General features: G+C 61.8%; 22 protein-coding genes. 11 read left to right on the top strand and 11 right to left on the bottom strand.

Annotated features, from left to right (window positions below; translation table 11 throughout):
• Positions 1 to 8 precede the first annotated feature (8 nt).
• The 3 genes from GHK62_RS05205 to GHK62_RS05195 form a co-directional block, all read right to left on the bottom strand.
• A complete protein-coding gene (locus tag GHK62_RS05205) occupies positions 9 to 758 on the bottom strand; it encodes an IclR family transcriptional regulator (RefSeq protein WP_153437255.1) in 750 nt (249 codons plus the stop codon).
• Positions 759 to 1,072: 314 nt separating this feature from the next.
• Positions 1,073 to 1,843, bottom strand: a complete 771-nt coding sequence (locus GHK62_RS05200) for a class II aldolase/adducin family protein (protein WP_153437254.1) — start codon at positions 1,841 to 1,843, stop codon at positions 1,073 to 1,075.
• A 97-nt stretch (positions 1,844 to 1,940) separates the two neighbouring features.
• Positions 1,941 to 2,258, bottom strand: a complete 318-nt coding sequence (locus GHK62_RS05195; RefSeq protein WP_153437253.1) for a non-heme iron oxygenase ferredoxin subunit — start codon at positions 2,256 to 2,258, stop codon at positions 1,941 to 1,943.
• Between the two features lie 227 nt (positions 2,259 to 2,485).
• Between GHK62_RS05195 and GHK62_RS05190 the strand changes: the two genes are divergently transcribed.
• From GHK62_RS05190 to GHK62_RS05160, 7 genes are all read left to right on the top strand, one after another.
• On the top strand, positions 2,486 to 3,772 hold the full coding sequence (locus GHK62_RS05190; protein WP_153437252.1) for an aromatic ring-hydroxylating dioxygenase subunit alpha: 1,287 nt from the start codon (positions 2,486 to 2,488) through the stop codon (positions 3,770 to 3,772).
• 71 nt (positions 3,773 to 3,843) lie between these two features.
• Positions 3,844 to 4,365 (top strand): hypothetical protein, encoded by a 522-nt coding sequence (locus GHK62_RS05185; protein ID WP_153437251.1) that lies wholly within the window; start codon positions 3,844 to 3,846, stop codon positions 4,363 to 4,365.
• A gap of 83 nt (positions 4,366 to 4,448) precedes the next feature.
• Complete coding sequence (locus tag GHK62_RS05180) at positions 4,449 to 5,288, top strand: IclR family transcriptional regulator (protein ID WP_153437250.1); 840 nt, start codon at positions 4,449 to 4,451, stop codon at positions 5,286 to 5,288.
• Positions 5,289 to 5,290: 2 nt separating this feature from the next.
• Positions 5,291 to 6,292, top strand: a complete 1,002-nt coding sequence (locus tag GHK62_RS05175; protein ID WP_153437249.1) for an FAD-binding oxidoreductase — start codon at positions 5,291 to 5,293, stop codon at positions 6,290 to 6,292.
• 21 nt (positions 6,293 to 6,313) lie between these two features.
• Entirely contained in the window at positions 6,314 to 7,279 is a 966-nt protein-coding gene (locus GHK62_RS05170; RefSeq protein WP_153437248.1) for a LysR family transcriptional regulator, read from the top strand.
• 240 nt (positions 7,280 to 7,519) lie between these two features.
• Positions 7,520 to 8,455, top strand: a complete 936-nt coding sequence (locus GHK62_RS05165; protein ID WP_153437247.1) for an ABC transporter substrate-binding protein — start codon at positions 7,520 to 7,522, stop codon at positions 8,453 to 8,455.
• Positions 8,456 to 8,647: 192 nt separating this feature from the next.
• Complete coding sequence (locus tag GHK62_RS05160) at positions 8,648 to 8,851, top strand: hypothetical protein (RefSeq protein WP_153437246.1); 204 nt, start codon at positions 8,648 to 8,650, stop codon at positions 8,849 to 8,851.
• 216 nt (positions 8,852 to 9,067) lie between these two features.
• Here GHK62_RS05160 and GHK62_RS05155 read toward each other — a convergent pair whose 3' ends face one another.
• On the bottom strand, positions 9,068 to 9,664 hold the full coding sequence (locus GHK62_RS05155; protein ID WP_153437245.1) for a HupE/UreJ family protein: 597 nt from the start codon (positions 9,662 to 9,664) through the stop codon (positions 9,068 to 9,070).
• 165 nt (positions 9,665 to 9,829) lie between these two features.
• Between GHK62_RS05155 and GHK62_RS05150 the strand changes: the two genes are divergently transcribed.
• The gene (locus tag GHK62_RS05150; RefSeq protein ID WP_153437244.1) at positions 9,830 to 10,765 is read left to right on the top strand and encodes a LysR family transcriptional regulator; all 936 of its coding nucleotides are present in this window, start codon (positions 9,830 to 9,832) and stop codon (positions 10,763 to 10,765) included.
• Between the two features lie 24 nt (positions 10,766 to 10,789).
• Here GHK62_RS05150 and GHK62_RS05145 read toward each other — a convergent pair whose 3' ends face one another.
• From GHK62_RS05145 to GHK62_RS05135, 3 genes are all read right to left on the bottom strand, one after another.
• The gene (locus GHK62_RS05145) at positions 10,790 to 11,659 is read right to left on the bottom strand and encodes an alpha/beta fold hydrolase (RefSeq protein WP_153437243.1); all 870 of its coding nucleotides are present in this window, start codon (positions 11,657 to 11,659) and stop codon (positions 10,790 to 10,792) included.
• 137 nt (positions 11,660 to 11,796) lie between these two features.
• Complete coding sequence (locus GHK62_RS05140; protein ID WP_153437242.1) at positions 11,797 to 12,474, bottom strand: RraA family protein; 678 nt, start codon at positions 12,472 to 12,474, stop codon at positions 11,797 to 11,799.
• Between the two features lie 29 nt (positions 12,475 to 12,503).
• Positions 12,504 to 13,613 (bottom strand): zinc-dependent alcohol dehydrogenase, encoded by a 1,110-nt coding sequence (locus GHK62_RS05135; RefSeq protein WP_153437241.1) that lies wholly within the window; start codon positions 13,611 to 13,613, stop codon positions 12,504 to 12,506.
• 161 nt (positions 13,614 to 13,774) lie between these two features.
• Here GHK62_RS05135 and GHK62_RS05130 point away from each other — a divergent pair, with 161 nt between their 5' ends.
• Positions 13,775 to 14,068 carry a hypothetical protein gene (locus GHK62_RS05130; protein ID WP_153437240.1) on the top strand — a complete coding sequence of 98 codons (294 nt, stop codon included), beginning with the start codon at positions 13,775 to 13,777 and terminating at the stop codon, positions 14,066 to 14,068.
• A gap of 63 nt (positions 14,069 to 14,131) precedes the next feature.
• Here GHK62_RS05130 and GHK62_RS05125 read toward each other — a convergent pair whose 3' ends face one another.
• The 4 genes from GHK62_RS05125 to GHK62_RS05110 form a co-directional block, all read right to left on the bottom strand.
• Positions 14,132 to 15,172 (bottom strand): amidohydrolase family protein, encoded by a 1,041-nt coding sequence (locus GHK62_RS05125; RefSeq protein WP_153437239.1) that lies wholly within the window; start codon positions 15,170 to 15,172, stop codon positions 14,132 to 14,134.
• A gap of 58 nt (positions 15,173 to 15,230) precedes the next feature.
• Positions 15,231 to 16,097, bottom strand: a complete 867-nt coding sequence (locus tag GHK62_RS05120) for a substrate-binding domain-containing protein (protein ID WP_153437238.1) — start codon at positions 16,095 to 16,097, stop codon at positions 15,231 to 15,233.
• Between the two features lie 212 nt (positions 16,098 to 16,309).
• Complete coding sequence (locus tag GHK62_RS05115; protein ID WP_167528155.1) at positions 16,310 to 16,849, bottom strand: chromate transporter; 540 nt, start codon at positions 16,847 to 16,849, stop codon at positions 16,310 to 16,312.
• Positions 16,842 to 17,429: a chromate transporter gene (locus GHK62_RS05110; RefSeq protein WP_167528154.1), complete on the bottom strand. Its 588-nt coding sequence runs from the start codon at positions 17,427 to 17,429 to the stop codon at positions 16,842 to 16,844. The genes GHK62_RS05115 and GHK62_RS05110 overlap by 8 nt, the downstream gene beginning before the upstream one ends.
• Positions 17,430 to 18,024: 595 nt before the next feature.
• On the opposite strand from GHK62_RS05110, the gene GHK62_RS05105 reads away from it, so the two are divergent.
• Positions 18,025 to 19,536, top strand: coding sequence for a tripartite tricarboxylate transporter permease (locus GHK62_RS05105; protein ID WP_167528153.1), 1,512 nt, complete (start codon positions 18,025 to 18,027; stop codon positions 19,534 to 19,536).
• On the top strand, positions 19,533 to 20,060 hold the full coding sequence (locus GHK62_RS05100) for a tripartite tricarboxylate transporter TctB family protein (protein WP_153437234.1): 528 nt from the start codon (positions 19,533 to 19,535) through the stop codon (positions 20,058 to 20,060). The genes GHK62_RS05105 and GHK62_RS05100 overlap by 4 nt, the downstream gene beginning before the upstream one ends.
• Positions 20,061 to 20,168: the final 108 nt, after the last annotated feature.

Raw genomic sequence — 20,168 nt, 5'->3', positions numbered from 1 at the left:
GTCGTTTCTCAGCTGCGTGCGACGGTCTTGGAAATGATGCCGGCGCAGAACACGACCCGCTCGGCGACGTCTTCGATCACTTTCGGGTTGGTGCGGGAGTCCCGGAGGGTCAGGCTGAGACTGCCGAGAATTTCCGAACGGCTGTCGAAGACGGGCGCCGCCACACCGGTGACCCCGGGCGTCACATCGCCAGTCGTGCTCACCCAGCCTCGCTGCCGGTGCTCCCTCAGCGCGGCCTTGACTTCCTTGAGTGTCGTGCCAAGGCCGGCAGTGGCGAATTGTTCCGGTACCAGGCCATAGAACTTGCGCAACTGATGGTCGGGCAGATAGGCGAGGATTCCGAGCGATGCGGCGCCGTGAAGGAGCGAGCGTCTGCGCCCGCGCTCGTAGTTGCTGTGGATCGTATCCGTGCCGCTTTCCTGATGAACGCACAGAACATCGAACCGGTATCGGCGGCAGAGGAGGGCGATGCCGCGGAACTGGCTGGCAAGCTCTTCCATCACCGGCCGCGCCGCCCGGATGAGCACGTCACCCGTCCGTATCTTGTAATCGAGCTCGACGATCCGCGGGCCGAGCATGTAGCCGACCGAGGGCAGCGAGGTGAGAAGGCCCGCGTCGGTCAGCGTTTTCAAATAGCGATAGAGCGTCGAACGGGTATAGCCGAGCCGTTCATGCATCTCATCGAACGTCACGGCGAGGGCGTCCTCGCCGCTGTCGAAAAGATCGAGGATGCCGAGCATCTTCTCATGGCTGTTCACGCGACAGACTCCCGAAGGTCGGCAGAACGGGAAGCGGAAAAGAGGGAAGATCGCGGAGACAGGCCGATTGATGACGACATCGATACTTGTACTCGAAGCTTAAACGGCGCGGGTGGCTCGTTCTGCGTGACGGACCGGAGATTACCTGTCCGTCAATGTGGGATTCGCGCGCATTTTGGGCCAGCCCATCGCTTCCATCAAGCGGCAATTTGAGAGGCCGGGTCGCCCGGCCTCGTTGAGGTTTCTTGGCCACAGCGCCACGCGTCTTTTGAGACGCGCAAAGGACGCTGTAGCATTTTGAATTGCTGCCTGATTCAGGCAACCGCGTTCCACGCTTCAGGGAAGATGCCGTCGCGGATGGCGCCGCGCGCGTAATAGCTCCAGAGCTTGCGGATGTGATGCCCGCGCCTGAACCCATGGGAGAAAGACTCGATTTCGGCTTCGGTCAGCGGCTTCACCTTGCCGATCGCAGCGGCGCGATAGGCGGCCTCGGCGTTCTCGACGAGATGAATCGAATCGATGAAGACGCCGCGCACCGTTTCGGCGGTGACGATCTGCCCGTGCGCGCGGATCTGCATGGCGTGGTGCGGTCCAAGGGTCGCGACGATGCTCCGTCCCCTTTCGGCATCATCCACATGGGCGGGATCCGGATGTACCGGGATCCCGCTCGTCCAGCGGATCGCATGGTTCTTGAAGGGCAGCAGCGGGACGTCCTCGACCAGCGTGAAGACGTTGGTCACGTCGTGGTGGAAGTGCGCGATCGAATTGACGTCCGCCCTTGCGCGATAAATCTCACAATGAAGGAATACCTCGGAAGGCGGTTTGACGCCCGAGGGGCCGGACACGACCTTGCCGTCAAGGTCGCAGACGAGCAGATCGTCGGGAGACACTTCCGCGCGGCTCTTCTCCTGCGGCTGGATCAGGAAGGTCACGCCTCCCGGCAAGCGCGCGCTGACATGGCCGCTATACTCCAGTATTTTCAGGCTGTTGAGCAAACGTGTGCTCATCGCCACATCGAGCCGCAGGGACGCCTCGGATGGTGCGTCCGCTGCCGCCGCGCTGTCGCTTTTTCCATGAACCTGCATGCGTTCCTCCGTGAGAGTGAATAAATCCCACAATATACGACTTTATCGCTTCCGCAAGCGCGCCGGATCATCACTCACCGGCTGCGCCTGAGTCGCGTCAGACCTCGATCGTCACGTTCTCGTTCTCGATCACCACCTTGTAGGTCTTGATCGGGATCATGCAGGGCGGCGTGACCACTTCGCCCGTGCGGATGTCGAACGCGCCGTTGTGGAAGTCGCACTCGATCGTATGGCCGTCGAGATAGCCTTCGGAAAGCGAACCCGGGCCGTGCGTGCACAGGTCGTCGGTAACGTAGAACACGCCATTGACGTTGAAGACGGCGAGGATGAGGTCGCCTTCCTCAACCCGTATCGCGCTGTCCCAGTCGACGTCACTCGTGGAACACAGCCTGATTCTGGTGCTTGCCTCGGCCATTCCTGGCTCCTCCTTCGTTGCGTTGCAGGCCCGCTTGACGGGACGGTCATCAGATTGTACGTTGCTTAAAAAGAAACAGTGTTCCGTATAAAGGAACACAGAGAAGATACCTGATCGGTCGAGAACGTCAACCCGGAATTCGGAAAAGCCGCGAGGCGGTCGGAAAAGGGACGTAGCGATGCAAATCGGCGCACCGCGCAGGCGGTCCGCAACATGGAGGAAGTGAAATGCTCAGGAAGGAACAGAACGATCTGCTAACGCAGACAGGCCCCGGCACGCCGATGGGCGACATGTTTCGCTGTTATTGGATCCCGGCGCTGCTCGCCGAGGAACTGCCGGACAACGACTGCGCGCCGGTCCGTGTGAAGCTCCTGAGCGAACGCCTGCTCGCCTTCCGCGACAGCGAAGGCCGCTACGGCCTGATAGACGAATTCTGCGCCCACCGCGGCGTCTCACTGTGGTTCGGCCGCAATGAGCAGGGCGGCCTGCGCTGCCCTTACCATGGCTGGAAATACGACCACACCGGCCAGTGCGTCGAAGTTCCTTCGGAGCCGAAGGAAAGCGGTTATTGCGGCAAGATCAAGCTGAAGTCCTATCCGCTGATCAAGATCGGCGACATTCTCTGGACCTATATGGGGCCGGCCGAAAAGCAGCCTCCGCATCCTGAATGGGAATTTGCGCTGGTTCCCTCGGAACAGACCTTCACGTCGAAGCGCTGGCAGGAGTGCAACTGGCTGCAGGCCATGGAAGGTGGCATCGACTCCAGCCACGTGTCCTGGCTCCACAGCGGCAATCTCAACAGTGATCCGCTCTTCAAGGGCGCGCGCGGCAACAAGTACAACATGTCCGATGCGAGACCCTTCTTCGAGGTGACCGACAACGAGGGTGGTCTGTTCATCGGCGCACGGCGAAATGCCGAAGAAGGCCACTACTACTGGCGCGTCACGCCCTGGGTCATGCCGTCCTTCACCATGGTGCCGCCGCGCGGCGACCATCCGGTTCACGGGCACTTCTGGATCCCGATCGACGACGAGAACTGCTGGGCCTGGAGCTTCGACTATCACCCGGTACGTGCGCTGACGACGGAGGAGCGCGGGGCGATGAAGGCCGGAAAGGGCATCCACGTCGCCTATGTGCCGGGAACATACCGGCCGCTCGCCAACAAGGACAATGATTATCTCATGGACCGCGAGGCCCAGCGCAAGGGCATCACCTATTCCGGCGTCGAAGGCATCGCCATGCAGGACGCCTCGCTGCAGGAAAGCATGGGTCCGATCGTCGATCGCAGCAAGGAAAACCTGGTGTCGACCGACAACGGCATCATCATGGCGCGCCATCGTCTATTGAAGGCCGCCCGCGCCCTGCGCGACAAGGGCGTTGTTCCCCCTGGCGTCGATCCGGCGCATCACCGCGTCCGCTCGGCGGCGATCGTGCTGCCCGTCGACAAGTCCTATGTCGATGTCGCCGAAGAGGCGCTGAGCGTGATCGAAGGCAAGGCGCCGACCAGCGTCTGAGGCTGCAGCCATCATGGTGAGCCCCGGCGCGATGCGGCGGGGATGCCGCCCCATCAATGAGGAGAAAGGTCATGCAACTCGGACTGAGCGAAAGTGCGCGCTTCGCCACTGCGGAGGAAGCCCGTTTCCGTATCGAATACCCGAATTCCAGCCCACGCAAGTCGCGTATCATCGCCCTGGATGAGCCGAGTTTGGCGCTGCTCAGCACCCTTGCCGACATGTCCTGGAGCGGGGCGCATTTTTTGCGATACGTGAGTGCAAAGGGCGCAACCGATTCTCTGCACATGCTGCCGGTCGACGCGGTTTTGGAGGATCTTGAAGGCAGGACGGTCAGTCTCGCCGACGAGATCGCCGATGCCGATATCATCGTCATGATAACGACGGCCGGCACTGCGGCGGATGCCGCTGAAGTGATCGGCAATGCCTGCTTCGTCCGCAACAAGCTGACAACCGGCCTGGTGCGCAACGCCGACGGTGTCTCGGCGGAGGATCTTGCGCGTACGCTGACGACCATGCGTCCTTTCGCGGCAATGCTCGTGATCTCCAACGGGGACGAATATGTCGGCGAAATGCTGAGCGCGCTCAGGGTTTGAGATCAGCAGGGTGGTGATGTGAGACCATGACAACTGTGTTATGGACGAGCCGTAACTCTCGCGATGAAACGGACAATCACGTCATGAACGCACCCACCAAACCACCCGCGCGCGGAGGAAAAGGCCCCGCCGGCAAGCGCAACCGCCTCTCATCGGTCACGACGGCGATCCGTCTCCTGAAGGCTTTCTCGGAGGATGAGGCCGAGATCGGCGTCAGTGCGCTGGCGCAAAGGCTGAAGGTCGCAAAGAGCACGGTCCATCGCCTGGCGGTGACGCTCGTGACCGAGGGCTTGCTCGAGCAGAACCCGCAAACGGAGCGCTATCGGCTTGGGGTCGGCCTCTTCGCTCTCGGTACGCTTGTCCGCCGGCGCATGGACCTTTCCAACGAGGCGAGGCCCTACCTGTTCGACCTGCGCAAGCTGACGGGCGAAACAATTATTCTGGGCGTCCCCTCGGATGGAGAGGTGATGCACGTCTACGATCTGGAAAGCCCGCAGGCCCTGGCGATGAAATCCGACCTCGGTGCGCGCAAGCCCGCCCATTGCAGTGCCGTCGGGCGCGCGATCTTCGCCTTTGCGCCGGAGCAGGCGGTCGAACGCATGCTGGCTGGGCCGCTGCAGCGGCGAACGGCGAAGACAGTTACCGATCCGGTGCGCCTGAAGGAGATGCTGGCCGAGGTCCGCCAGCGGGGCTTTGCCATCGAAGACGAGGAAAGCGAACCCGGAATCCGGGGCATTGCTGCCCCGGTGCGCGATTCGACCGGCGCCGTCGTTGGTGCCGTCGGCATCGCAGGTCCATTGCAGCGGCTGTCGCTTGAGGTGCTTGAAGGCTTTTCGCCTGCGCTTCTCGAAGCGGTCGCCGCCATTTCATCCCGCCTCGGTTACACGGCGGCCTTTCGAGAGAGATACGACTTAGGGAGTTGAACATGCCGGCAATTGCACTCAAGGGAAGCGATGTCCAATGGACTTGCGGAGATGACGATACGATCATGCGCTCGGCTTTGCGCGCGGGTCTCGGCTTTCCCTATGAATGCAATGTCGGCTCCTGCGGCAACTGCCGTTTCGATCTTCTCGAAGGCGAGATCGAGGAACTGCGTCCCGATGCGCCCGGTCTCAGCGATCGCGATCGGGAGCGCGGCCGCCGGCTCGGCTGCCAGGCCCGCCCCCTGACGGATTGTGTCGTAAAGCTCCGGCTGATGCCGCAGTACGAAAGCCGCTTCCCGCCGGTGCGGCAGCAGGCCGAATTGATCGAAGTGCGCGACATCACGCACGACATCCGCGAGTTTCGCTTCCGGCTGGACAAGGCGGTCCGCTTTCTCGCCGGCCAATATGCCATCCTCGATCTGCCCGGCGTCACGGGTAACCGCGCCTATTCCATGGCCAACACGGACAACGACGCGGGCGAATGGCATTTCCAGATCCGCCGTGTGCCGAACGGGGCGGCGACGGGCAAGCTCTTCGACGACCTTGCGGTCGGCGATCGCATCGGTGTCGACGGTCCCTACGGAATGGCCTACCTGCGGGCCGAATCGGATCGCGATATCATCTGCCTTGCCGGCGGTTCCGGTCTTTCGCCGATGGTATCGGTTACTCGCGCCGCCGCGGCGACGCCGCTCCTGGCTGGACGGCGGATCGACTTCATCTACGGCGGACGGACGGCTCGCGATATCTGCGGCAAGGACATACTGGCCGAACTTCCCGGTTTCGGCTCCAATATCCACTACCATCCCGTCGTTTCCAGTGACGACGAGGCTTGGGATGGTCATCGCGGCTTCGTGCACGAGCTGGCGGGAAAGCTCTTCTCCGATCGCCTTCCCGAATGCGAGGTCTACTTTGCCGGTCCTCCGCTGATGGGCCAGTCGATCCAGAAGATGCTGATTGACCTCGGCGTTCCGCCGGCCCAGGTTCATTTCGACCAGTTCTACTGACGGTGAAAGGCGCGCATCAGAATGCTTGGACATGCAATGAAGCTCCGCCAGCTTGCCTACTTCGTCAAGGTCGTCGAAGTGGGCAACATTACGCGGGCGGCAGAGCAGCTCAATCTCGCCCAGACCGCGCTTGGCATCCAGATCCGCAATCTCGAGGACGCCCTGCAGATCCAGTTGCTCGACCGCCATTCGCGCGGCGTGAGCGCAACGCCCGCAGGCATGCTGCTTTACGAGCGCTCGATTGAAATTCTGCAACGGCTCGAGGAGACGCGCCGAGACCTGATCGCGCTCGGCGGAGAGCGGGTACGCATAAGGTTTGGGGCAACGCCGAGCATTCTCAAGCTGATCGGCACGGAACTGCTCGTCGCCGCCAATGCGCAACTTCCCGGAATCGCGCTCCATGTCGTGGAGGAATTGAGCTTCGTGCTGGCCGATGCACTCGAGCGCGGCGAACTCGACTATGTGCTTGCTTACGACATAGAGGAAAACCCGGGTATCAGGCGTGTCGCGCTGATGGAGGAGGACCTCCTTCATGTGTCGGCGGCAAACGGCGGGGAGCAGGGCGGCGATATTTCCTTCCGGCAAGCGGTCGCCGGCGATCTCGCCCTGGTTTCGAACCGCGACATCATCTGGCGGCGGGTGCACGAAACGGCCTCGCGCCTCTCCGTCGACGTCAAGATCACCTATCAGGTTCAATCGAACGAGGCGATCAAGGCGCTGGTGCTGCACGGCGTTGCGCAAAGCATCATGCCCTATGGGATCGTGGCGGAGGAGATCAAGACGGGCCAGATCATCGGGCGGCGCGTTGACCGGCCCGGCGTCAAGCGGACGCTGTTTCTCGCTCATCCGGCCCATAGGGGGATCGCGGATGAAAAGCCTTTCCTTGCGTTCATCGACAAGATGGTTGACCGGCTGATGGCCGAGGTCGGGCCTTACGCGCACCCGATCGATCGCCTGGTTCCGATGGAGCAAGCGGATTCTCTTTGAGCAAGCCAATAGGTTTTATCTTGGACATTTCGGCCCTCGCATTCGATGATCGACACAGATTGGAGATGTGAAAAAGGCGGGATACGGCGGAGGAGCCGTCCAGGATTTTGCTTGTAAGTCGCGGACTTGCGCTCGGCCAAACTAGGCTTTCCTGACCCCGGTAGTGCTAGGGAGACTATTCTGACTTCGTCGCTTCGCTTATCGTTCGGTTGTTGGAACTACGACCGGACACGCCCCCTCATGGACAGAACGGTCGCACCAGACGGGATCGATCTCGTCTATCTCAACATGCCGGTGGAAGAGACTTTCTTTCGCATGCTGCGCCATCGGGAATTCGACATCGCGGAGATGTCGCTTTCCTCCTACGTCATGTCTTGTTTCGCGGAAACGCGTCCGTTCGTGGCGATTCCGGTTTTCCCATCCCGCTATTTCAGGCATTCGTCGATCTACGTGAACGCCGCTTCGGGCATTCGCGAGCCGAAGGATCTGATCGGCAAACGTGTCGGGACGCCCGAGTACCAGATGACGGCACCGGTCTGGATACGCGGCATCCTTTCCGACGAGTATGGCGTCAAGGTCGACGACGTCACCTACTACGCTGGTGGGGAAGAGCAGCCGAACCGGCCGGAAAAGCTCCCGCTCAACCTGCCGGGCCATATCCGCGTCAACCGCATCGGTCCGACGCAGACGCTTTCGGCCATGTTGCGCGACGGCGAGATCGACGCGCTCTACACAGCCAGGAAGCCCTCTTCCTATGAGGGGCCGACCGGTCGTGTCCGGCGCCTCTTCGAGAACTTCGTCGAGATCGAGCGGGCTTATTTCAAGCGGACCGGCATCTTTCCGATCATGCATACGATCGTCATCCGGCGGGAGGTCTACGAGGCGCACCGCTGGATCGCGCAATCGCTCTACAAGGCCTTTGCCGAGGCGCAGGCGCGCGTCTACCGCGAGCTCGAAGAGACGGCGGCGCTGAAGGTCATGCTGCCTTGGCTGAACGCACACGTCGAGGAGGCGCGTCGGCTTATGGGTGACGATTACTGGAGCTACGGCTTCAAAGAAAATAGGGAGACGCTCGAAACGTTCCTCCGCTACTCCTACGAGCAGGGGTTGTCGAAGCGGAAGCTTTGCGCGGAGGATATTTTCGCACCGGAGACGATGGAGAGTTTCGTCATCTAGGGCCGAGCCGACCTTGTTTGGCGAAGCCCGCCAAACGCAGATTTGTTGAACCCCCGTAAGGCTTTAGCGGGGACATTGGGAAACGCCCACCCTGTCATGCAATGACTGCATGGCAGGGCTGTCGGCGTTGGTCTTCCTATAGTTGCACGGCAGGATTAAATTTTATCCGTATGCAACGGAGAGAAGATCGAAATGACAGCGCTCGCAGCACGTCGTCCCGCCAATACAGAATGGGTTCGCAGCATGTTCGGCGGGTTTATGGAAGGCATGAGCCTGTTCAGCGCCGCGCATGAGTGCGCGATGGCGACGAGAGAGCGCCGCCGCCCGTCCGCAGCAGCGCTCAACACGCTCGGTATCGATGAGGCTGCCTTCGGCCGCACCATCAGGCGTCGCTAACGCTAATAGCGGACGAGCTACGGCATCGCTGGCGCTGCTTTCTGAACCGGCTCGCGAACCAGCGCATGCTCTGCAGATGAGCGGCTGCAGCGCGGAAGTGATTCCAGCGATTAGCGCCGCACACATTGTTCCGAAGACATGAAGACGGGCCGCTCCGCGAGCAGCCCGTTTATTGTTTGTAGCCTTAATAAGGACCTGCCTTTGCAGGAGCCGTCCTTAGAGGACGCCGGTCATGATGCCGAGGCCGGCGAGGGCCATGGCGCTGCCACCGAGCTGCGTCGCGACATGGGATTTGACGCCGACGCGTCCAAGGACGAAACCCAAGCCGATGCCGGCGACATGCAGCAATGCAGTCGCAGCCATGAAGCCGAGCGCGTATTGAAGGCCCGACGCATCCATCGGCATTTCCGCGCCGTGGGCATGACCGTGGAAGATTGCGAAGAGGCTGACGACGCCCATTGCAACGGCCGTCGGCGGGTTCCAGCGAAGCGCGACCGCAAGGCCAAGCGCGATTACAGACGCCGCAATGCCGATTTCGACAAACGGCACGGCGATGCCTTCGATCCCCAGGGCGCCACCTGCGGCCATCATCAGCACGAAGCTTGCCGGAACGAGCCAGAGAGCGCGTCCGCCGATGATGGAGGCGAATGTGCCGACGGCGACCATGGCGAGGATGTGGTCCAGGCCGCCGACCGGGTGCATGAAGCCGTGTGCCAGGCCGCCTGCCGCGCCGACGCCGGGGTGGGCATGGGCTACAGCCGGGAGGGCTGCTGCGGCCAATGCCAGCAGACCGCTTTTGATTGCTGCTTTCATCTTTCAGTTCCCTTGATGTTGCGAACGATTTTGCAGATGCCAACCGCTCGGTACCTGTGCGGATCTCATTGGGGGCGAACCTGCTACGTTGACAATCAACCATCTACGCACGAAAGTAAATTTTAATCTCTTTACGTGTGCGTTAAGTTTTTTTATGCTCCCCGCATGAAAAACATCACGTTTCGGCAGTTGAGGTCGATACGAGCGATCGAGGCGCACGGCAAGGTCGTCGGCGCTGCAAAAGCGCTCGGATTGACCGCTCCGGCCGTCACCTTGCAGTTGAAGCAGATCGAGGCGGAAGCCGGCGTGCCGCTGTTCGAGCGCATGGCCCATGGAATGTTTCCGACGGAAGCCGGACACGCGGTTTTGGCTGCCGCGCGCGATATCGAAGAGCGCCTTTCACTGCTGGGAACGGAGCTTGATGCCTTCAAGGGCGTGAAGCGCGGGCACATTGCCGTTGGCGCGGTTTCGACGGTCAAGTACTTCGCAAAGCCGATGGTCGCCGCGTTTTCGAGCGCCTATCCCGACATCGACCTCGAGCTCTTCATCGACCGCCGCACCGAAACGGTCGAGCGTTTGAAGAACAGAACGATCGACGTCGCGCTGCTCGGGCGCCCGCCGCGGGAGTTCTCGGTGCGCGCGGCCGTCTTCGGCGAGCATTCGCTGGTCGTCGTCAGCGCACCCAATCATCCGCTTGCCAAGCGTCAGGCTATTTCGAAGGCGGAAATTGCGCGCGAGCATTTTTTCCTGCGCAGCCCGGATTCCGCGACTCGCAATTTCTTCGACCGGTTCATGAGCGAAATTCCGGGAAGAGCCGATGGCCCCAATACCGAGATGGAGTCGATTGAGGATATCAAACGGGCGGTGATGGCGGATACCAGCGTCGCCTTTCTTGCCGCGCACAGCGTCGCTGCCGAGGTTCAGGCAGGCGAACTGACAATCCTCGATGTCGTAGGTCTGCCGATCCGCCGGCAATGGTTCGCCGTCAGCCGGACCGATCGCGCGATGACGCCGGTCATTGCAGCGTTCGAGGAGTTTCTCGCGACCCAGGGGAAGGAGTTCCTGCCGGACCTCTTGGCCGCGGAGGATGCGGCCCCCTGATCGTCGGGACCGCTTTGAAGCTTCTTATTGGCCGCTGCGCGATGCTTCCGTCTGGCGGAGGAATTCGATCACGCGCGCGTTGGTGGCGGCGGATGTTTGCTCCGAGACGGGAACGTCCCAATATTGCGATCCGGGGATGCATTCCTGGAGATACCGCGCGGCAGATGTCGCGTGGGAGGCGTCGGCTCCCGGGATAATCAGCGTCGGGATGTTCAGGCGCAGCAGGTCCTCCGGCTCGGCGCCGGGCGAGGTGTCCCTGTCGAGCAGCGTTCTCGGCATGCCCGCGAGGATCGCCTTATAGTGATCGACATTCTGCCGGACATAGCGCTCCGTGAACTCCGGATCGTTCCTGAGAACCGAGACCCAGGGGCCGCCGCGAGGATCGGCGCCAAAGGCCTTGTTGCTCTCTTTCGCCAGCGCGACGACCGCCTCCAGGCCGTTCTGGTGGACGAAGGCCAGGTGCTCGGCGAAGCGCTGATGGCCCGCGATGCGGTAACGGGCGCCACCGACCGGCCAGAAGAGCACCATGCCGAGCACGGATTCGGGAAGCTCGGCTGCAAACGCGGCGACGACGCTGCAGCCCATGCAGCCGCCCATCAGATAGGCCTTGTCGATGCCGAGATGGTCGAGCAGGCCCTTCCCCTGCCTGACATAACCCGACCAGGTCACCCGCTCGACGCGGCCGCCGGACTGGCCGGTTTCGCGCCGGTCGAAGGTGATGCAGGTGAAGTGCTGGGGCAGCTGTTCCAGGAACTGGATCTCCGCATAGATGCCCTGCGTCCGCCATTTCTCGATGGTCGCATCGAAGCCGCCGGGCGAATACATCAGCAGCGGTGGCCCCGAACCAATTACTTCAAAGCGCGTTGCGATGCCGTCGATCGTTGTCATTGCCATATTCAATCCTCCTCGAAACGGCGCATCATCCTTTTCAAAGCCGCTTGGCATAACCGCGCCTGCGGACCGTGCTTTGGAAGGCACGGTGACGCCTCGGACCAAGCGGCTCCTGAACGTGTAGCGCCCGGCAGGGCGCATCAAACGCCCCCGCAGCCGAGCTTCTTCAGGCTTTCGTCCACCCAGAGCTTCGGGTCGAGTTTGCCAGCGAGCGTGTTGGCGAGCGTTTTCGCCTCCGCCTCGTTCTTGGTCTTCGCCTTGGTATAGACGTCCTCCACCTCGTCGAACGGTACGCAGACGAGGCCGTCGTCATCGCCGAGCATCAGATCGCCCGGCTCGATGATCATTCCGCCAAGGGAGATCGGAACGTTGATCTCGCCCGGTCCGTCCTTGTAGGGGCCGCGGTGGGTGATGCCGGCGGCGAAGACCGGGAAGGTATTGGTCTTGATCCAGCCATAGTCCCTGACAGCGCCATTGATCACGACGCCGGTGACGCCGATCGCCCTTGCATGGGACAGCATGAGCTCGCCGACGAGAGCGTTGGTGAGATCCCCGCCGGCATCGACGACGATGACGTCGCCGGGGCCGGCCATCAGCAGCGCCTTGTGAATCATCAGATTGTCGCCCGGTCGCGTCTTGACCGTGAAGGCGGCGCCGGCAAGCACGCCGGAGGCATGGAGCGGCCTGAGGGCTGCCCCGCCGGCCGTCATGCGGGACATGATGTCGCTGACGTTCGCGACCGGCAGGTCGAGAAACTTTTTGACCATCGTCGCGCTGACGCGACGTCGGCGTTCAAGGATCCTGAATCCGAGTGTCATCTGCCTGTTCCTCCCTCGTTCGCTACGGCTCACATCCACGGCATCAGCGATGCGTGAATGACATCGGGTACGCCCTGTCCTCCGACGGACTTGATTGCCAAGTCAGCGTCCTTGAGGCCGAAGCGGTGCGTGGTGATCTTTTCGAGCGGGAAGCGGTTCGATGCGATCTGCTCCAGCGCCAGCTCGCAGGCGAGATAACTGTGACCGCGCGCACTCTTGATGGTGATCGCTTTGGTCGTCACCTTCTCGAGCGGGAAGTTCGGGAACTCCTTCATCTCGCCCTGAACGAGAATGGTGCCCGCCTTTCGCTTCAACGCCTCCACGCCGAGGAGGATCGGGATCGTGCCGGCGCCGGCCGTGCAGTCGAGCGAGATGTCGACGCCCTTGCCGCCGGTGATCTCCATGATGCGTTGAAGCGGATCTTCCTTCTGCACATCGATAACGTAGTCGGCGCCAAGCGTTTTCGCGACCTCCAGGCGGGCCGCGTCCTTCGAGGTTCCGGTGACGATGATCAGCGATGCGCCCGCCTGCTTGCACACAACCGTCTGCGACAGGCCTTGCTGGCCCGGCCCCTGGATAAGTACTGTGGAGTTGTAGCCGACGCCGGCATCGAAGAGCGACCATTCCACGCCATTCGCCATCGGCGTGACGAGACCGGCAAGCTCCGGCGTCACGCCCTTCGGCACCCGGTGCACGACCGCGTTCCACGGCAGGTAGACATATTGTGCGAAACCGCCCCAGAGATGCGGCGCGCGTTCCGCCGAGGTGTAGCCGTAACGGATGCCATCCGGATTGTTGCGCCAGTCGGTGTTTTCGCAATGGCGGTATTGCCCTTGGTGGCACCACTGGCACTTGCCGCACATGACGTAGTGCTCGACGAAGACGAGGTCGCCTTCCTTGAAGCCTTTGCGACGGGTGAACTCGCGGCCGGCCTTGGCGATATAGCCGATGTTCTCATGGCCCATGATGGTGGGGGCAATGTTGGGTGGGCTCTTGAAGAGCTTCACGTCCGTGCCGCAGATACCGGCAACTTCCATTTTCAGAAGTGCGGCATCCTCCGGGATGTCCGGCATGGGAAATTCCCGCATTTCCATCTTGCCCGGACCGGTGCGGACCGCCGCGAGGACCTGTTCCGTCATCTCTTTTTTCCTTTCGATTGCTGCCGGTCCGGCCTCATGCACGGCATGGTGTTCCGGTCCGGCTGGTTTTTCCGAATTCGTTTTTGACAGGCGCGACCGCGGCGCCCTATGTAGAGAGCGATCGCCCCAGGCCTAGGTGCCGGCGCGACTGGTTCAAAATCATGCTGAAGACCGCCGCTTCGAAACCCGAACATCTCGCCGCCGTCCGCCAGGTGAAGGCCTGGACGCGCGAACGCTTCGCGCTTGCCGACGATGTCGCGGTCATGGTGTCGGAGATCGCGTGCGGTCTGCCGGGGTGCCCGCCGCTCGAAACGGTGGTCGCCTTCTGGACGGCGCCAGACCGGCGTCACCAGTTCAAGGTCTTCAAACGCGCCGTCGAAGTTCGGGAGGACGATCTGCCGCCGTCCTGGATGAAGAACGCGATCATTTCGGACGACGACGCGTCCTGCTGCTGACGCGGCCCAACTGGGAGCCGGCGGGCAGCGGCGGATGATCGGTGAAACGCCTCCCATGACGTGTCACGCCGCCCGCGCCGGCCGCCCGCGCTTTGCGAGCTGGGCATCGAGCCTCGGATAGACGCGGCGGGCATTGCCTTCGAAGATCTTGTAGCGGCTTTCCTCGTCGAGCGTTTGAAGCTGGTCGATGTAGCGCTTCGTGTCGTCGTAGTGGTGCCCGGTCTCGGGATCGATGCCCTTGACCGCGCCGAGCATTTCTGAGGCGAAGAGGATGTTGTCGACCGGGATGACCTTGGCCATCAGCTCGATGCCGGGATAGTGATAGACGCAGGTGTCGAAGAAGACGTTGTTCAGAAGGTGCTCCGAAAGCAGCGGCTTCTTCATCTCCTGGGCAAGCCCGCGATAGCGCCCCCAATGGAACGGCACCGCGCCACCGCCGTGTGGAATGACGAACTTCAGCGTCGGGAAATCCTTGAAGAGGTCCCCCTGGATCAGTTGCATGAAGGCGGTCGTGTCGCCGTTGATGTAGTGCGCGCCGGTATGGTGGAAACACGGATTGCACGAGGATGTCACGTGGATCATCGCCGGCACCTCGAGCTCGCAGAGCTTCTCATAGAGCGGGTACCACTGCCGGTCTGTGAGCGGCGGATCGGTCCAATAGCCGCCCGATGGATCGGGATTGAGATTGACGCCGACGAAACCGAGCTCGTTGACGATACGCTCAAGCTCGGGAATGCAGTTCTTCGGCGGCGCGCCCGGATGTTGCGGCAATTGTCCGACCGCCGCGAAATTGTCGGGCAGCAGGCTGCAGATTCGATGGATCAGGTCGTTCGACATCGCCGACCATTGCATGCTGATGGCTTCGGTTCCGACGTGATGGGCCATGCCGGCGGCGCGCGGCGAGAAGATCGTCAGGTCGCTTCCGCGCTCCTTCTGGAACTTGAGCTGCGGTTCGACCGATTTCATGAGCACTTCGTCGGTGATGCCGAGATCCGACGAAAGCGGCCGGCGCATCGGGTCTGCGAGACCGGCGAGCTGCTTGTCCCTGAACTGGTGGAGCGCCTGCGGCTCTGTCGTGTAGTGTCCGTGAATGTCGATGATCATGGCGGCATCCTTGTGCTGCAATCGCGAGGGCGGACCTCGTCCGTCACTTCCTCAAGCCTCAAATCGAAGGGAAAAGTTCATCCACGTCATAGACGCGGGGCGTGATCTGCTGCTCGGCCGAATAGTTAAAGGCGAGCTGCAGCGACCGGCGGTTTTCCTCGAGCCCGTAAGGCGGAGGCGGTGCCGCGCCGTCGGCCTCGGCCACACGACGCGCCTCGTCGAACAATTCCATCAGCTCCCCGGCGAGCCACGGGTGCTCTTCCATCAGAGCAGTCTTGACCGTCAGGACGTGGTTGATCGGAACGATGCCGCTCGCGGCAATCCAGTCCTTCGCAGCCTTCTCGGCATCGGGAACGACGCTGCGGATCCCCGCCGGATCGACTTCGCGTTCGCCCATGATCGCGGAAAGCTCGCCTGCGAGCATCAGTGGCCGCAGAGCCATCGTCGATTGATTGCGCACCGCAATCGCCGGATCGTCGTATTCGCTGAGATGCGCATCCTCCATGGTGACCCAGGTGATGCTGTTGAGGTCGACGCCATATTCGTGCTGCAGGATGCCACGGACCCAGACGCCGGACGTCTGCGCATAGGCACGCACGCCGACCTTCGTATTTTCGAGATCACGCGGCCCATCGACCTTTGATTCGACGGGACAGACGAGATTGGTATGCGGCAGCCGGCTCCAGAGTGGCACCGCAAGGCCGGTGATCGGCTTCCCATAGTGGTGTGCCAAGAGATGCGTGACGATCGCCATTTCCGAAAGATCGAGGTCGCCGCCGCGCACCATCGTGCGGAACGCCTTGGGCAGCGGGTCGAATTCCTGGAACTCGAGCGTTACCCGGCTGGATCGCACCCTGCCATCCTTCAGGGGCTTGACGTGGTCGTGTTTCCCGACCGCTGTCCGCAAAACCAATGTTTCGGCCACTTGCGTGCTTACCTCCCAATCGATGTTCCTTTATACGGAACGATGTTCTGATTTAAGTATCATACTGTGAATCACCCTCGGGTCAATCGCGCCCCGGCAGAATTTTATCTTTCGTCAGGTTCGGGGGATGCGGCTGCAGCCAATCCGGAGACGGACAGCCTCCGCCGCGGCCGGTGAGGCCGCGACTCGACACGCATGGGCTTGCGATAGGGTCAGGCCATTCCGGCCAGGCTCAGCAGAAAATAGCTGACACCGACAACTCCAAGGAGCGGATAGGGGCCGGTCTTCGTCGTCAGCAAGACGGCAATCGCGCCAAGCGATGTAGCCAGTTCGAGCGGCGTGAACCTGGCCGACTGGCCGACGGCGAAAACGCCGGTGAAAATCAGGCCGACGGCAACGGGCGCGAGGCCCTTCTCCGCGGCAATCGCCCAGGCCGAGTGGCGATGGCGCTGCCAATAGCTGCCCAGAATGCAGAGCAGGATGGACGAGGGAATGAATATCGCCAGCGTTGCGAGCACTGCCCCCCACAGCCCGCTGACCTCCCATCCGATCAGCGCCACGATCAAGGTGCCGGGGCCGGGGGCTGCGCGCGAAATGGCGTAGAGATCGGTAAACTGCGGGCCGCTCAGCAGATGCAGGATATCGACGGTCTGATGCTGGAGGCTCGCCACGATCGTCTGGCCCCCGCCGAAGGAAACCAGGGACAGCGGGATACAGAGGAGAATCAGATTAAGCAGCTTGTCGTCACCCACGCGCTTTCTCCCGTTCAATCCAGAATGTGGCGGCCACGCTGACGGGTATGGCGCCCGCGACGACGACGACCAGCGACCAGCGCATAACGCCGACCATCAGGAAGACGGCCACCGCCATCGCAATAGGCAGCGCATGTCCTTTCAGCCGGCGGGCGGTCTTGATACCCATCGTCAATGACGAGGCGATGCCAACGCAGGCAAGTCCACGCAACACCGCCTGCGCCTCGGGATGGGACCTGAGCTGCTGGTAGACGACGCTCATGGTCAGGATCACCCCAAAGGCGGGAAGCACCATGCCGAAAAGTGCGATGCAGGCGCCGGCGACGCCGCGCAGTTTAAGGCCGATATAGACGGCTAGGTTGACCGGATTGGCGCCCGGCATGATCTGGGCGACGGTCAGCGTCTTGAGGAACTCGTCGTCGGTCAGCCAGCCGCGGCGTTCGACGATCTCGCGATGGGTCCAGCCCGCCATTCCCCCACCGAAAGAGGAGGCGCCGAGCCGCAGAAACGAAGCGAGAAGGGCAAGAGAGGTCACATTCTCTTCCCTCTCCATACCGATGTCGCCGACGGGTTTGTCCATTGGTACTCCGATAGCCGCAATCTCCCCTCGGCTGCCCGAAGCCGCGGGAGAGCAATGATAGAGATGCGATTGGCGCGGCGCGCTTGCCCTGCGCGCATGTGAGCATTGGAATGCTAGTGGCGTAAGCCACGGAAAGTCCATGCCATTTCGCCTTAGCTGCGCACTAAGAAAAATTTATCGACGCGTACCCCTCTGCGCAGAACACGTCCAACGGGCGTGCCAGCTGAAGCCTGTCCCGCCTGACGAGGTCACAACCAGAATGGGTCGGAATGGTCGTCCCGATGCAGATTATCATCTCCTAAAGAAACAAAATCACGCTGATATCAAATGGATAAACGTGTGGTTGCGCATGGCTGCAGCGGCGCCGTTGATCAGCGCGCAAATTTCTGTCCGCGCGAAAACTACTGGACTAAGCATAATTTTTTGCTTTGGACAAAGTTCCCCGTGATGACACTAATGAAACCACGCAATAGGCAGGGGTCAGCGCGAGTGATGGCAATCGCCCTGTCTACAGGAGGAGTTCGCAAGTGATTGCCCGATGGAGCCGCGATTTGATCGGCGGGAACTCCATTCTACGGGAGGATTGGAACCAGAAATGATCGAGACTATGTTCGGGGCGCTCTTTAATCTTGTGAGCACCCCCCACACCATGGGTCTCATGCTGATCGCGGTTGTCTTCGGACTGCTCGTCGGCGTGACGCCTGGGATCGGAGGCAAGCTCTCCATCGCCATGGCGATTCCCTTCGTCTATGGCATGGACATGGTGGCGGGCGCCGTTTTCCTGCTGACCATGCACGCCGTCAACGGCACCAGCGGCCAGATATCGAGTATCATGTTCGGCATCCCCGGTGACGGTGACGATGCGGCAACCACGCTTGACGGCTATCCCCTCGCCAAGCAGGGGCAGGCGGCCCGCGCACTCGGCGCCAGTATTACCGCCTCAGGTGTCGGCGGCATCATCGGCGCGGTCGTTTTCGCGATCATGATTCCGGTGCTGGAACCGGTCATCCTGATGTTCAGCCCCGCCGAGTTCTTCCTGATTGCCCTTCTCGGCATCAGTTTCATCGCGTTTCTCGCGAGCGGCAGCAAGATCGTCAAAGGCCTGATCGTCGGCTTTTACGGTCTCATGCTGTCGACTGTCGGCATGGATCCGATCACCGGTACGCCGCGCTATGCGGGCGACATGCTTTTCCTGTGGGACGGCGTCAGCCTCGTCACCGCTGTGCTTGCCATGTTCGCCGTGCCGGAAATGCTTTCGCTGGCCACCAAGGGCGGTTCGATCTCGGCCGTGCCGATGGACAAGGCCTTCTCCTATCGTCAGCTGTTTTCCGGCGTCATGGAAGTCCCGCGTCACTGGTGGCTCGTGGTCCGCACCTCGGTCATCGGCTCCGTCATCGGGATGATCCCCGGTCTCGGTGGCTCGACTGCAGCATGGCTCTGCTATGGCCATGCGGTGCAGAGTTCGAAGACACCGGAGCGCTTCGGCAAGGGTGCGATCGAGGGCGTCATCGCGCCGGAAACCGCCAGCAACGGCAAGGAAGGCGGCTCTCTGCTTCCGACCCTCTTCTTCGGCATTCCCGGCAGCTCCGGCATGGCCGTGCTGCTCGGCGCCTTCCTCATCCTCGGCATCCAGCCGGGCGCGATGATGGTCACCAAGCATCTCGATCTGGTCTGGACGCTGATCTGGGCGCTGGTCGTGGGCAACCTCATTGCTGTTGCCATGCTGCTTGTCGTCTGTCGGTGGCTCGCGGTTCTGACCTTCGTCAATGGCCGCATGCTGGCCCCATTCATCCTCGTCTTCGTGACGATCGGGTGCTTCGTCAGCGATGTGCAGTGGCAGAACCTCGTGGTGCTCGTGCTCTTCAGCGCGATCGGCTATGGCTTCCAGCGGGCCGGCTGGCCGCGCTCGCCCTTCGTCATCGGCCTTGTTCTCGGCGGCCAGGCGGAAGCGTCGCTGCATCAGGCGCTGCAGCTGTGGGGTTACTCCTTCTTCCTGCGCCCGCTGTCGCTGGTCCTCATCAGCATGATCGTCGCGCTGATGGTCTACGCCTTCTACCGCAATTTCCGGCCCGGCAATCGCCAGCCTAGCGTGGAGATAAACACGTGAAAAACCTTTCCTTCAGCACTTGGCTCACCATCGTCATGCTCGCCTTCTTCATCGTCATGGTGGGGCTGTCGATGGAATTTCCGGCCAAGGCGCGCTTCATGCCCCTGATCGTCGGTCTGCCGGCCATCGCGCTTTGCCTCGTCCAACTCGGCATCGATTTGATGCCGACGTCGAAGAGTGCATTCCACGGTGCGCCGCAGGCCGGTCTGGCACAGCAGGCCGGTCTGGAGCCGGAACTGCCGGAATTCGGACCGCACACGGTCTCGCAGGAAATCCTGATGTGGGTCTATTTCGTGGCCTTTGTCGCCGGAATCCTCACCTTCGGGTTCTATGTGAGCGTGCCTGTGTTGCTGCTGACGTTCCTTCGCAGGGAAGCCGAAGCGTCGTGGCGGTTCGCGTTCTCGTTGGCGGCAGTCGCGACGCTGGTGCTCTACCTGATGTTCGGCGCGCTGCTGCAGATCCAGCTTCATCCGGGCTTCGTAACGCCGTGGCTGGTGCAAACGATCGGGATCGGAGCAGCCTGACCAGGATCCGCGAGGAGGCGGTTCGAAAAGAAAGCGCGCCTCCAGGCGCGCGCAAAAAGAAACACCACGTGCACTGCAAGGATGGTTTCACGTTGGCAGCGCCTCCGT

Source organism: Sinorhizobium terangae (genome assembly GCF_009601505.1).
Lineage (GTDB): Bacteria > Pseudomonadota > Alphaproteobacteria > Rhizobiales > Rhizobiaceae > Sinorhizobium > Sinorhizobium terangae.
This window is presented reverse-complemented; position numbering and strand designations above follow the sequence as displayed.

Coding starts and splice junctions, on each gene's coding strand:
- GHK62_RS05165 (WP_153437247.1), top strand. CDS start 7,520: ATGGACAGAACGGTCGCACCAGACGGGATCGATCTCGTCTATCTCAAC.
- GHK62_RS05200 (WP_153437254.1), bottom strand. CDS start 1,843: ATGCAGGTTCATGGAAAAAGCGACAGCGCGGCGGCAGCGGACGCACCA.
- GHK62_RS05190 (WP_153437252.1), top strand. CDS start 2,486: ATGCTCAGGAAGGAACAGAACGATCTGCTAACGCAGACAGGCCCCGGC.
- GHK62_RS05110 (WP_167528154.1), bottom strand. CDS start 17,429: ATGGACAAACCCGTCGGCGACATCGGTATGGAGAGGGAAGAGAATGTG.
- GHK62_RS05150 (WP_153437244.1), top strand. CDS start 9,830: ATGAAAAACATCACGTTTCGGCAGTTGAGGTCGATACGAGCGATCGAG.
- GHK62_RS05170 (WP_153437248.1), top strand. CDS start 6,314: ATGCTTGGACATGCAATGAAGCTCCGCCAGCTTGCCTACTTCGTCAAG.
- GHK62_RS05145 (WP_153437243.1), bottom strand. CDS start 11,659: ATGGCAATGACAACGATCGACGGCATCGCAACGCGCTTTGAAGTAATT.
- GHK62_RS05125 (WP_153437239.1), bottom strand. CDS start 15,172: ATGATCATCGACATTCACGGACACTACACGACAGAGCCGCAGGCGCTC.
- GHK62_RS05195 (WP_153437253.1), bottom strand. CDS start 2,258: ATGGCCGAGGCAAGCACCAGAATCAGGCTGTGTTCCACGAGTGACGTC.
- GHK62_RS05160 (WP_153437246.1), top strand. CDS start 8,648: ATGACAGCGCTCGCAGCACGTCGTCCCGCCAATACAGAATGGGTTCGC.
- GHK62_RS05130 (WP_153437240.1), top strand. CDS start 13,775: ATGCTGAAGACCGCCGCTTCGAAACCCGAACATCTCGCCGCCGTCCGC.
- GHK62_RS05175 (WP_153437249.1), top strand. CDS start 5,291: ATGCCGGCAATTGCACTCAAGGGAAGCGATGTCCAATGGACTTGCGGA.
- GHK62_RS05105 (WP_167528153.1), top strand. CDS start 18,025: ATGATCGAGACTATGTTCGGGGCGCTCTTTAATCTTGTGAGCACCCCC.
- GHK62_RS05135 (WP_153437241.1), bottom strand. CDS start 13,613: ATGACGGAACAGGTCCTCGCGGCGGTCCGCACCGGTCCGGGCAAGATG.
- GHK62_RS05155 (WP_153437245.1), bottom strand. CDS start 9,664: ATGAAAGCAGCAATCAAAAGCGGTCTGCTGGCATTGGCCGCAGCAGCC.
- GHK62_RS05180 (WP_153437250.1), top strand. CDS start 4,449: ATGAACGCACCCACCAAACCACCCGCGCGCGGAGGAAAAGGCCCCGCC.
- GHK62_RS05185 (WP_153437251.1), top strand. CDS start 3,844: ATGCAACTCGGACTGAGCGAAAGTGCGCGCTTCGCCACTGCGGAGGAA.
- GHK62_RS05140 (WP_153437242.1), bottom strand. CDS start 12,474: ATGACACTCGGATTCAGGATCCTTGAACGCCGACGTCGCGTCAGCGCG.